Consider the following 11584-nt stretch of genomic DNA (forward strand, 5'->3'; position numbering starts at 1 on the left):
TTATATTAAATTGATTTCATACCGTTCTGCGTGTATCTTCTACCCATATCCCCACAATAACCAAGGAGAATGCCATGGATAAGCTACTCGCGTCTGCACTAGAAATTAAGCAGCGAACTATGGTGACTGGCTTTTTTGCTAGAAATGGATTCAAAATCGCTATGACCGATTTTGATGATGTCACTTTTGAGCGAGAAGGTGTGCAAGTTAACGTGCATTTTGATTTGCAGTCAAACGCAGAGTCTGCATCTATTTTATCCCAAGAGGCTTCTGCCATTCCTGGTTAATTATTTTGTCGTCAATCATACGTAAAGCCGAACACAAACGTTCGGCTTTTTAATATGCGAAAAACGGGATTACAAAAGATGTGGCACAAACCTGCGTTACTGTCACTCATCCAAGTAAACAATCAATAAATCCGCTTCAACCTCATTCGCTACCTTTGGTACCGATGAAAAGAAACGGCTCAATAAATTATGATGATGACCGCAGACAACTAGGTCTATTCCCTCTTTTTTTACGATTCCCGACAATTTGATATGAAGGTCACCGATAACTGCCATCGTCTCGTGTACTGGATATAGGCATTTATCAGCGAGTTCTTGTAGCTCCTTTTGCAACTTTTGTTCTTCTTTCGGCTCCATGATCACACGATCAACATCCACATAAACGAATGAAAGTTTGGCGTTCGAGTTCTTTGCTTGAGTTATTGCTTTTTCGATAACGACTTGGCTAGATTGAGATAAATCAACAGCGACTAAAACGTGCTTGTAACTCATTCTTTCTCTCCTAGTTAGTTTTCATGTGCTTATAGTAAGTCTAGTTCACTAAGAGCGAATGCAATGTCTAAACTCATATTTCATGAAAATATGGGAGTTTGATATAAGAATGTGGAAACAGCCGAGCGATCAGCTATCTAATAGCCATTGAAGGCTCGTGAAGTCAACTAGTGACTTAGGAACCGGTTATTGATATGTGGCCCATTTTGTTCTCCCTCCTTAGGATGTACATAACTATGTAACTAACGCAAACAAACCCACGCTACACTGTCACTACGCTTCTAAATCCTGTCAATTTCTATTGCAGCTTGTTTTATATTCCTAATTACAACGTCGCCTAGTTTAGTAAAACCACTTGGCAATAAGTAATTTCTTCGTGTAATCCATCGATCAAGATTAAGAGCTATTTTCATAGACAACACTGAATTAAAGACAAGATTTAGAGGTAAAACAGAGTCCAACACTCCTATGTTCAACCTAAAACCGACATACGTCTGCGAGCACTTACTGTCTCTATAAGGTCAATTATATAACTATATTCAGATTTTATTTTTCTGTTACAACGTGTCTTTTTTGTCTTTTCAGCATAATCCTCTACTTGAAAACAGGCCCAATAACCGCCTTGTAATTTAATTACACAAAAAACATGACCGAAATAGAAACACAAGACAAAAACCAACGTAAGCTGATGAATTTATTTATTTTAATTTAAAAATGGCATTTTACCCCATATCCGTTCAAGCCAGAACGCATCAAGGTTAACTTAAACAAGTAAAATTTTACTAACTGCTTAGTACAGAATAGAGGGAGTTGAATAAATTGAATGGTATAGAAATAACGTTACGACGTAACTACGTTAAGGTGTGAAAATATTTGAGGATAATATGAGACCAAAAAAAACAGGGCCAAAGCCCTGATATGAATTAATTAGTTTTGTTGCTGTTGTTTTTCTGCGTACTCAGATCGAATTTGTTCGGCAACAATTTTGATGGCTTCTGCTGTACTTGTGCCCTTCGCCATCAATTCTTGAATTTTCTCTACAGCTTGTTGTTGCTCTTGGTGAGATAGAGGGGGTAAATCGTCAAACATAAAAAAGCTCCTCATTTTGAGGAGCAGACTATAACGATTCAATTAATAGGTCGCAAGGAAATTAATGGATGCCCCCATTGCGTTCTCGTTCGTGTACTGAGCAGCAATATCTAATTCGATCAACTTAAGTGGAGACAGTCCAATACCTGCAGTAATGGTACCTTCGTCGCTACTTCGAGCTAAGTTTTTCATATAACCCGCTCGCAATGCCAGTTGACGCAAGATATCAAATTCAATACCAGCTCGAATCATTTGTGTATTATCATCGAAGGATGAAAAACGTTTTTCTTCATTAAGATCGTAGTCGACACTCATAGTAAAGTAATCGGCAACAACCCCTGCCCCGACCGTATATACGGTACGCATGCTGTACTCGTATGATTTTATCGTATCACTGCCATACATGAACGATTTTGTTTTAACGTCTCTTCCGATCAAGTTTTTTGCTGAAATACCGAGACGATATGGGCCAAAGAACCAAAGCGCTCCCGCATCCAAGTTAAACATCGTTTCCGCTGTCTCATGTTCACGTAAGTCTTTGGTATCGAAATTCTGAAAACTCGTGGCGTAAGAGTACGTATAAATACGCTGAAGTTTAGGCGTAACACCAAATGAAAGGTGTTGATTCATAAAGTTGGTGTATTTAGCAAGTGATACACCTGCTTCAGCAACACCAATAGAAACACCTTGTACGTAGCTATCGTCTAACGGATTAGTACCTGACGTATCTACTTTTGGTTGTACGAATGATTCAGTGTATAACTTACCGTATGCAGTTGCAGATAAAAATTTATTAGGAATACCTATAGCGACAACGCCACCAAGATCAAAGTCAGTTTTTTTTCCATCTATGGCATTCATCGATTTTTTGATTTCATCGACATCGGTCAATTTGCTGATGCGTTCGATTTCATCGACAAGATCATATTGATCATCGTAGTTACCACCAAAACTTGGCACGATCATTCCTGCGTCGTCGTTTCGGCGATAAATTGCAGTAAGTGCGGGGTTGAAAAAAGGAGCAGTCAGATAAGTTGCCGATACCGTACCAACGCCACCCATCGCATCGCTACGAGCTTCTATCGCATAAGTGGCAGCCGAAGCAACGTTTGCGAAAAGTGTGGTGGCAACAGAGGTGGCTAGAATTTTATATTTGGTTTTCATACTACACTTGTGATTTTGGTTCTTCCTGAACCTTTATCGGCACAAATGGTATTTCTTTAACTATTCTTCTTGGGAAAGATCATAGGTTCGGCTAATAGTTTGAGCTTGCTCAACAATTATATCGCCCTGCCAACGACGACTGTTGATACTCACTGCTAGCACGTATCTATCATTTGGGACGCCCGCAAGCTCTAGTGAATTGGGATAGTTAGACTCGTAAGTCTTTTTCCACATTTGCTCGTATTGACCATCAATGTAGTCATATAAACCAACCTCAAGTTGCGGTAATGGACAATGGGGATTACGAAGTGCGCTCTTTTCTACTTTCCAATTCTCTTTAGATGTCCAACGAACATATTGCGAAGAATTGGAATCTCCTAATATTACCCAAGTTCGATACTCTTGTTTATCTTTAGAAACAATAGTTAAGTGATACAAGCCTGCTTCAAGCTTACCCGTGAGGTTATAGCGTTTCGAATAACTACGCTCATTGGCTAATTCCGTACCGCTCGGCTGTTCTTCATAACTGAATGAACTGTCTGCAGATATAGAATCATCCACCCATCTATTAAATGAAATATTTTCGATGTCAGTTGTAGCTCTTAGCTTGATCACTAACCTAAATGTATCTCGCCCAGGGCTTTGGATGGTCTGACGAATAACGTTCACACCACTTATCCATTCAGGCAGCGTTACACCAGTGAGAGACTTGCCACAGTTTTTAGATAGTGACTGGCCAAGAAGGTCATTGAGATGAGGAGTCAAATCTTTACTTGGTTCCGTTTGCCACAGTTCAACGAGAGAGTTGAACATACCGGCAAGATCATCTTCAAGTAAGTGTTGATGTGCCTGCGTTAAAGGCGTGTTGGTTTGAAACCAGTCCATTGCATGGACTGGTTTCACTAACGCTAATGAGAGAACTACGGGGAGTAGTGTTTTCATTATGACTTATGCTTTCATCTTGTAGCCAACACCGCGAAGTGTTTCAATTTCCAGTCCTGGCAGTTTTTGACGAAGCTGCAATACGTGCGTATCCACAGTACGTGTCGTTGGGAAGTGATTGTAACCCCAAACGTGGTCAAGTAGCTCATCACGAGTAAACACGCGACCTAAGTTCGACGCTAAAAATAGCAGTAGATCAAACTCTGTACGAGTTAACGTAATTAGCTCATCTTTATAGGTAACTTCACGAGTTGAACGATCAATTTCTAAGTCTTTTGTGATCACTTTATCAGCGCTGCTTTGCTCTGCTGAATCCGGTGCTCGTAGCTGTGCACGGATTCTCGCAAAGAGTTCCGCTTCAGCAAAAGGCTTCGTTAAGTAGTCGTTCGCGCCGGAATCAAGGCCTGCAACTTTATCTTTTACGGTAACAAGTGCCGTTAGCAAGATAACTGGTACGTCTTTAATCTGTTTCCATTCTGGGAGACATTGTACAGAGTCACCATCTGGGAGTTGGCGATCGAGAATAACCAAGTCAGCTTTTTTCCATTGTGGTTCTACGTCTGCAATACGTTCCACATGTAAACACTCATATCCTGCTTGTTCCAGGCTTACTAACAGGCCATCAGCCAAGTTTTTATCGTCCTCAACGAGAAGCAGTGTCTGTTTCACAAGGTATCTCCAATATAAAGGTTGTAGGTGGTCCCATCAGGGACATTTTTCCGCCCATGCGGCCTACCATAGATTCAACGATTGTTAACCCAAGTCCTAACCCGCTCTTACTGACGAACGGTTTCTTCAAATTTGCCCAATCTTTAGCCGTTAGGCCACCAGCATCTCGGACTTGGAATACTATTTTTTCTTCACTAGTTGAAACATCCAATTCAACTGGTGCAATACCGTACTTAAGCGCATTACGAAGCAAGTTATCGATACAAGTTCCTAACCAGTACACATTAACTTTAGCAGCCACATCTTCATTGATGTTGAAAAGCACGGCACTATCAAATTCTTCTTCGATCTTAAATTCTAACCAGTCTGCGACAGACGGAACCCAGTCTGTTGCAAGCATTTGGTTATCAGATTGCAAATAATCTTTACTCGCTTCTGCCAATTGACGCAAACGACGTGTATCTTCACACAATCTGCGAAACTCGTCATATACGCTTTCAGGTAGATGCTCGAATTCTCGGCGAAAGCCCTCAACCGTCAGTGATAGAGATGCAATCGGTGTTCTGAGCTCATGCGTTAAAATTTGCAATACAAGCATTCTACTACGGAGCTCTTCTCGCTTACTATTCCAGCGGTATACAGCCCAACCAATCACTAGAAGAATATTTGCGATTACCAGTATGATCATACTGATCCGCAAAACTTGTGAGTGATCTTCTACATCCCAACAAATATTGCCTCGTTTAACAAAACAACTTTTACTTTGAGACGCTAGAGCGTACGACAGACCCGCATTAGCGACGTTTTCTTCCCAGATATCTTTCTCGAAAACAAAGTAACGGTCACCACGTCGTAACCAAAGTTCGTTACCTTCGATAAACATGCTCGCGCCTGCAATCAAAGCATTAATGGCGTCGTCGTCCATGTTTTTCAAGCTTTCTAACAACTCATCCCCTTCCTCATTGTCACGCTCTTTAATATGCATGTATTGAGCAAGCTTGGGTTTGAGTTCTGGATACTTATCCACATAGCGTGCAGCATAAGTCCCACCACCTGGGTGAATGAGCCCACTACGCGAAAACCAACGTGGTGTCAGTTGCGTCCCTTTACAGATAGCTCTTGTAAATACTAACGGCTCAGTAATTAAAGGACTTAATGGCAATTTACCACGACAATTATTCGCTAAGCTGTAAAGCTGTTGTATATCTTTTAACGGATAGTCAGACGTTTGCGGCAGAAGCGAATCTGGCGCAAGTAACTTGGTAGGATAATTTGATTGCAGAATACGAATATCATACGATTTAAGAGCTACTTCATAATTAAATAGCTCTGTAAACGTATCTATTCTTTCTGGTAGTGAATCGGAAAATGCAGGTGCCGAAAAAAGCGGCAATACAGTTGCAAAACCGAGCAAAAACTTTTTAATCAAACTGTTACCGTCACTTGTTACATTAGCCAAAACTATACATCAATCTACAAGCAATTGACATCTGCTAACAGAAGGATTTGCATTACTATAACATTGAAACGGAACAAAAAAGGGCCAGCGATTGCTGACCCTGTATAGTTTTAAATCAAGAATGGTTAGAGTGCTTTAAAAATAGACTCAACACTTTCCTTCGCATCACCAAATAGCATTGATGTATTTTCTTTGAAGAACAGTGGGTTCTGTACACCTGCGTAACCAGTATTCATTGAACGCTTGAATACCACTACATTTTTCGCGTTCCAAACCTCCAGTACAGGCATACCAGCAATCGGGCTGTTCGGATCTTCCAGAGCTGCTGGGTTTACCGTATCGTTAGCGCCGATAACCAGTACGGTATCTGTTTCAGCGAAGTCATCATTGATTTCATCCATTTCTAGAACGATATCATACGGTACTTTCGCTTCAGCAAGTAACACGTTCATATGTCCCGGAAGACGACCTGCTACTGGGTGAATACCAAAGCGAACCTCAATACCTTTTGAACGAAGTACGTCAGTAATTTCATGCACTGGATACTGCGCTTGCGCTACAGCCATACCATATCCTGGAGTGATGATTACTGATTTTGAGTTCTTCAGCATTTCAGCAACTTCTTCTGCCGTTGTTTCGCGGTGTTCGCCCTGCTCTTCGTCACCTGAAATTACAATCTCTTGACCAAAGCCACCAGCAATAACACTGATAAACGAACGGTTCATGGCTTTACACATGATGTAAGAAAGAATCGCACCTGAAGAACCAACCAACGCACCTGTTACGATTAATAGGTCATTTGCGAGCATGAAACCTGCTGCTGCTGCTGCCCAACCTGAATATGAGTTCAGCATTGAAACGACAACTGGCATATCAGCACCACCAATTGAAGCAACTAAGTGGTAACCGAACGCGAACGCAATCAGTGTCATCACAATCAGAGCGAACATGCTGCCATCTGCTTTTACGAAGTAGATCATAAGAAGCGTAGAAATCACAACCGCTGCAAGGTTCATTTTGTGCTTGTGGGGAAGGTTAAGCGGCGAAGAAGAAATCACACCACGTAACTTACCAAATGCAACAATTGAACCCGTGAATGTTACGGCACCAATGAAGACACCCAAGAATACTTCTACAAGGTGGATAACATGTTCAGCATGAGTTGCTGCTTCTGGCGCATCAAGGTAACTGTTGTAGCCAACTAAAACCGCAGCTAAACCTACAAAGCTGTGCAGTATCGCAACCAGTTCTGGCATTTCGGTCATTTCTACTTTCTTCGCATAGAAAATACCGATCGCCCCACCTATCGCCATCGCAATAATGATCCACCCAAAGCCTTGAGCATCAGGGCTGAAGATCGTCGCGATCAGCGCGATCGTCATACCTGCGATACCATAGTAGTTACCATTACGAGCGGACTCTTGCTTTGAAAGCCCCGCCAAACTCATGATGAAAAATAATGCAGCAACAATGTAAGCTGCTTGTACTAATCCTGCAGACATTGTAACTCCTATTTATCTTTGCGGAACATTTCAAGCATACGCTTGGTGACGGTGAAACCACCGAAGATATTGATGCTGGCGATCAATACAGCAATAAAGGATAGGAATGAAACGACCCCATTACCTTGCCCAATTTGCAGTAATGCACCAACCACAATAATGCCGGAGATAGCATTCGTTACCGACATAAGCGGAGTATGAAGTGCATGGGTAACATTCCAAACCACGTAGTAGCCGACAACACAAGCTAAAACAAATACAGTAAAGTGAGAAAGGAACGCTGCCGGCGCAACCGATGCAATCCAAGCAAAAGCACCTACTGCCGCGGCTACACCAATAATTTTCTTCGTTGGAGAGGTAGGTTCTTCTACTTTAGGCTCTGGTTTCGCAGGTTGCTCTTGTTTCACTTGCGGCTGCGCTGAAACCTGGATTGGTGGCGCAGGCCATGTAATTTCACCTTCTTTAACCACGGTGACACCACGGATAACAACATCTTCGAAATCAATATTGATGTTACCATCTTTTTCTTTACACAGCAGTTTTAGAAGGTTAACAAGGTTTGTCGCGTAAAGTTGAGAAGATTGCGTTGGCAAACGGCCGACCATGTCAGTGTAACCAACAATTTTTACGCCATTATCTGTCATGATAACTTGGTCTTTAACTGTGTATTCACAGTTACCGCCATTAGCAGCTGCCAAGTCAACAATGACACTGCCCGCTTTCATGCTGTCGACCATTTCCTTGGTGATCAGCTTCGGAGCAGGTTTGCCAGGGATTAGTGCCGTTGTAATAATGATATCAACATCTTTAGCTTGCTCTGCATATAACTCTGCCGCTTTTTTGTTGAAGTCATCGGACATTTCTTTTGCATAGCCGTCACCAGAACCAGAGTCTTCTTGGAAATCCACGGTCAGGAACTCTGCTCCCATGGACTCAACTTGTTCTTTTACTTCTGGGCGAACGTCAAATGCACGAACAATAGCCCCTAGGCTACCCGCAGCACCGATTGCAGCCAAACCAGCCACACCCGCACCAGCGACCAATACTTTCGCTGGTGGTACTTTACCGGCAGCCGTGATTTGACCTGTAAAGAAACGACCAAACTCATGAGCTGCTTCAACAACCGCACGATACCCAGCGATGTTAGCCATCGAAGAGAGCGCGTCTAAGGCTTGTGCACGAGAGATACGAGGAACAGAATCCATGGCAAGAACGTTAATGTTCTTACTTGAAAGTTGTTCCATCAACTCTGCGTTTTGAGCAGGCCAAATAAAGCTAACAAGTGTTGCACCATCTTGTAGTAGTGCGATTTCGTCAATGCCTTGTTCTTCATCTACGATTGGCGCATTAACTTTTAGAATAAGACCAGATGCCCAAACTTCTTCACTAGAAACGATTTTCGCACCAGCAGCTTCATAAGCAGCATCATCGAAACTCGCAAGCCCCCCCGCTTGGGATTCAATCGCGATATCGAATCCCAACTTTATTAACTGCTCAACCGACTTCGGCGATGCAGCTACTCGCGATTCACCCGCAAGTATCTCTTTAGGTACACCGATTTGCAAAACGCATACTCCTTGTATACATATCAATAAATTAGTCCCAAAACAGAGCGTCGCTCTACTCTAACTCTTTTTTATTTCTATCTGTTTACCACGCAAGACAATTGCAAACGAAAGATGGTGTTTGGGGCCACCCATTTGCACAATAACACCTTGACTAACAGCCCTGTTATTATTCTGTTTGTATCGAACGCGTCTCATTACTTCAAGTGTTTTGTAATTTAAATACTAAATTTCATTACATATAACGCTAAGTAATGAATGATTGTCGCTCTGAGCACGAAAAATAACAACGCCATGCCTTACTAGACTGAGGTCTAACCAGATCATAATTAAATGCTGACTTAACAAACATTTAAGCTCTAAAAAAGAAAGAGCCATCAGCATATACACTAATGGCTCTTTTTAAGATGATTGGAATCAAGTTGCGGTGAATTGTTAGTCGAAGATTTTATCGCCCATTTGATCGATAAACATTTGAGATTTCTTCAACATAAGTTCATTGGCATCTTGTTCCGAGCCGAGCAAATCTGAACGAATAAATCGATGAGTTTTCACTTCATCGTCGTATTGCTTTTCTATTCGACCGGCAATGCGGTATTGCCCACCCTCTGAAAGGCTCTCTTGGTAAATAAGGAAACCTTTGTACTCAACTGGTTCCACAGTTTTTACTTCAGCAGTTTTTTCACTACCACCAAACAAACGCGAAAAAAATCCCACGGTTCCTCCTTGGGTAAGCTCATCGATAGATTAAGCTTGTATCACTTAATATTGACATTGAGGATTGGTTTTTCATACCAGTCCAATTCTTTGTCTTCATCATAACTGGTATGGGTAAAAATTACAGGTACATCATGATCTCGGTTTTTACGCCGGTCTTCTTTCACCATTTCTGCCGCGTTTTTCACCGCGATATCTGCACTTTGCTTAAATTGGGTGAGCTTTTGTTCCGGAAGCGAAGATAGAAAATCAATATCATGACGAATATAGACAGGTTTAAGCTGAATAAGTGCAAGGCACGCAATATCTGCGAGCTGCTCGTTGTCATACTGCTCTACAAACTGAGGCAAACTGAGCACTTGTCCAACAAGTGTTTCCATGTAGTTATGCACATCTGAACTTATCTGCATTGGCAAATCTCCCTTGTTCTATGAAAACAAGTATAGCAACGACTTGTTTATAACAACTTATTGATTGCTCTTAATTTAATCAATCTCTCTCTTTTTGTCGTAATGTCTCCCAAAATACTTGGGAAAATGAGCAAATAGACGTATTCTTGCTAGTTCTCGAAGAAAGAAAATCGATAGCAGATTAATATCTATATTGATGAAACACTTAACCTAACCAATTATATAATCAACTATTTTCAGGCAATTTGTAATAGATGTCCTCATCATCAATGACTTCATCAGGCTTTAGGTTCCTTTTCCCATTTATGTTGCTGGGATTAGTGAGTTCGAGCATGAACAACATCATTCAGATGACTCAGTCAAACTGGGGTATTGCCGCAAATTTGCCGTACATACTGTTAGGCTGTGCACTGCTCCTTTGCTATTCATTTAAGCAAGGTCGGGAGTCAATGGTGTGCTTAGCGATGTTACTGGCCTATTTCGTGATACAGCACAGGCTACAAGTCCCACTTCAAAGTGGTACAGCCTTACTTGAGCTGACCATTTTAGCCACGCTACTTCCTGTTTCTTTTCTTGCGGTATTTTTGTTTAGTAAAGACGGTTTCGACTCAAGAGCCATGTTTACTTACCTCTTGATGTTAACGATGTTCGTTCTTTGGTCTTACCTTACGTTAGCGTATTACGTTGAAGGTGGGTTTGAACAATGGACAAGCGGCATTTTATTTATCGTACCTACGGTTTCTAAACTGCCTTTTATTCTAGTTTTATATTGTGTGGGTATTGTCTGCTTCCTCGGTATTCTTGTTTTAAAGAAGAATGAAATCATCCATGCGATGACCTACTCTGCAATGGTGCTGGCGTCCGCGACGTTCATTTTCTTTGATGTGCAATACATATCTAGCACCATGTTTACGCTAACGGGGTTGCTTATCATTATTTATGCTGCCTCTGCCAGCCATCAATTGGCTTTCACAGATAGCTTAACGCGGATCCCGAGTAGGCGCGCACTCGACCTTGACTTAAAACACATGGGCAAAAAGTTCACGATCGCAATGCTTGATGTTGACCACTTTAAAAAGTTTAACGATACCTACGGTCACGATACGGGTGATGACGTATTAAAAATGGTCGCTTCGCGTCTAACTAAAACTCCCGGTGGCGCAAAAGGTAAGCGCCCCATGAACACACGGGCGCTTTTTTATGTGTGGGAGAAGTTCCAGGGAAGAAGTGAGTCGATATCAGGCTCGGGCTTAGCCAACTCTTTCATGCACTTAACCATGTAGTCGTA

11 protein-coding genes and 1 pseudogene are annotated in these 11584 nt (G+C 41.8%); 2 read left to right on the forward strand and 10 right to left on the reverse strand.

Annotation, left to right across the window (positions count from 1 at the left end):
- Window positions 1-74 precede the first annotated feature (74 nt).
- Window positions 75-287: a hypothetical protein gene (locus tag NL643_RS12515; RefSeq protein ID WP_012842272.1), complete on the forward strand. Its 213-nt coding sequence runs from the start codon at window positions 75-77 to the stop codon at window positions 285-287.
- A 102-nt stretch (window positions 288-389) separates the two neighbouring features.
- Here the strand turns inward: NL643_RS12515 and NL643_RS12520 are convergent, their stop codons facing one another.
- From NL643_RS12520 to NL643_RS12565, 10 genes are all read right to left on the reverse strand, one after another.
- Window positions 390-779, reverse strand: a complete 390-nt coding sequence (locus NL643_RS12520; RefSeq protein WP_046875460.1) for a universal stress protein — start codon at window positions 777-779, stop codon at window positions 390-392.
- 927 nt (window positions 780-1706) lie between these two features.
- The gene (locus NL643_RS12525; protein WP_005394474.1) at window positions 1707-1868 is read right to left on the reverse strand and encodes a YoaH family protein; all 162 of its coding nucleotides are present in this window, start codon (window positions 1866-1868) and stop codon (window positions 1707-1709) included.
- Window positions 1869-1910: 42 nt separating this feature from the next.
- The gene (locus NL643_RS12530) at window positions 1911-3032 is read right to left on the reverse strand and encodes a conjugal transfer protein TraF (protein WP_253644509.1); all 1122 of its coding nucleotides are present in this window, start codon (window positions 3030-3032) and stop codon (window positions 1911-1913) included.
- Between the two features lie 60 nt (window positions 3033-3092).
- On the reverse strand, window positions 3093-3974 hold the full coding sequence (locus NL643_RS12535; protein ID WP_005394478.1) for a DUF2861 family protein: 882 nt from the start codon (window positions 3972-3974) through the stop codon (window positions 3093-3095).
- A gap of 6 nt (window positions 3975-3980) precedes the next feature.
- Window positions 3981-4643, reverse strand: coding sequence for a response regulator transcription factor VxrB (gene vxrB, locus NL643_RS12540; protein ID WP_005394480.1), 663 nt, complete (start codon window positions 4641-4643; stop codon window positions 3981-3983).
- Window positions 4618-6072 carry a sensor histidine kinase VxrA gene (vxrA, locus tag NL643_RS12545; RefSeq protein ID WP_253644510.1) on the reverse strand — a complete coding sequence of 485 codons (1455 nt, stop codon included), beginning with the start codon at window positions 6070-6072 and terminating at the stop codon, window positions 4618-4620. The genes vxrB and vxrA overlap by 26 nt, the downstream gene beginning before the upstream one ends.
- A gap of 155 nt (window positions 6073-6227) precedes the next feature.
- A complete protein-coding gene (pntB, locus tag NL643_RS12550; RefSeq protein ID WP_005394484.1) occupies window positions 6228-7604 on the reverse strand; it encodes a Re/Si-specific NAD(P)(+) transhydrogenase subunit beta in 1377 nt (458 codons plus the stop codon).
- Between the two features lie 8 nt (window positions 7605-7612).
- Window positions 7613-9169: a Re/Si-specific NAD(P)(+) transhydrogenase subunit alpha gene (locus NL643_RS12555; RefSeq protein WP_253644511.1), complete on the reverse strand. Its 1557-nt coding sequence runs from the start codon at window positions 9167-9169 to the stop codon at window positions 7613-7615.
- A gap of 435 nt (window positions 9170-9604) precedes the next feature.
- Window positions 9605-9886: an HlyU family transcriptional regulator gene (locus NL643_RS12560; RefSeq protein ID WP_005394488.1), complete on the reverse strand. Its 282-nt coding sequence runs from the start codon at window positions 9884-9886 to the stop codon at window positions 9605-9607.
- 41 nt (window positions 9887-9927) lie between these two features.
- Window positions 9928-10296 carry a late competence development ComFB family protein gene (locus tag NL643_RS12565; protein ID WP_005394489.1) on the reverse strand — a complete coding sequence of 123 codons (369 nt, stop codon included), beginning with the start codon at window positions 10294-10296 and terminating at the stop codon, window positions 9928-9930.
- 254 nt (window positions 10297-10550) lie between these two features.
- On the opposite strand from NL643_RS12565, the pseudogene NL643_RS12570 reads away from it, so the two are divergent.
- Window positions 10551-11462, forward strand: a pseudogene (locus tag NL643_RS12570) (diguanylate cyclase); the annotation flags it as partial.
- Between the last annotated feature and the right edge of the window lie 122 nt (window positions 11463-11584).

Source organism: Vibrio sp. Y42_MX_L11, from assembly GCF_024181785.1.
Classification (GTDB): domain Bacteria; phylum Pseudomonadota; class Gammaproteobacteria; order Enterobacterales; family Vibrionaceae; genus Vibrio; species Vibrio diabolicus.

Excerpts from the sequence above, each read along its gene's own strand:
- NL643_RS12515 (WP_012842272.1), top strand. The coding sequence starts at position 75 with ATGGATAAGCTACTCGCGTCTGCACTAGAAATTAAGCAGCGAACTATG.
- NL643_RS12520 (WP_046875460.1), bottom strand. The coding sequence starts at position 779 with ATGAGTTACAAGCACGTTTTAGTCGCTGTTGATTTATCTCAATCTAGC.
- NL643_RS12525 (WP_005394474.1), bottom strand. The coding sequence starts at position 1,868 with ATGTTTGACGATTTACCCCCTCTATCTCACCAAGAGCAACAACAAGCT.
- NL643_RS12530 (WP_253644509.1), bottom strand. The coding sequence starts at position 3,032 with ATGAAAACCAAATATAAAATTCTAGCCACCTCTGTTGCCACCACACTT.
- NL643_RS12535 (WP_005394478.1), bottom strand. The coding sequence starts at position 3,974 with ATGAAAACACTACTCCCCGTAGTTCTCTCATTAGCGTTAGTGAAACCA.
- pntB (WP_005394484.1), bottom strand. The coding sequence starts at position 7,604 with ATGTCTGCAGGATTAGTACAAGCAGCTTACATTGTTGCTGCATTATTT.
- NL643_RS12565 (WP_005394489.1), bottom strand. The coding sequence starts at position 10,296 with ATGCAGATAAGTTCAGATGTGCATAACTACATGGAAACACTTGTTGGA.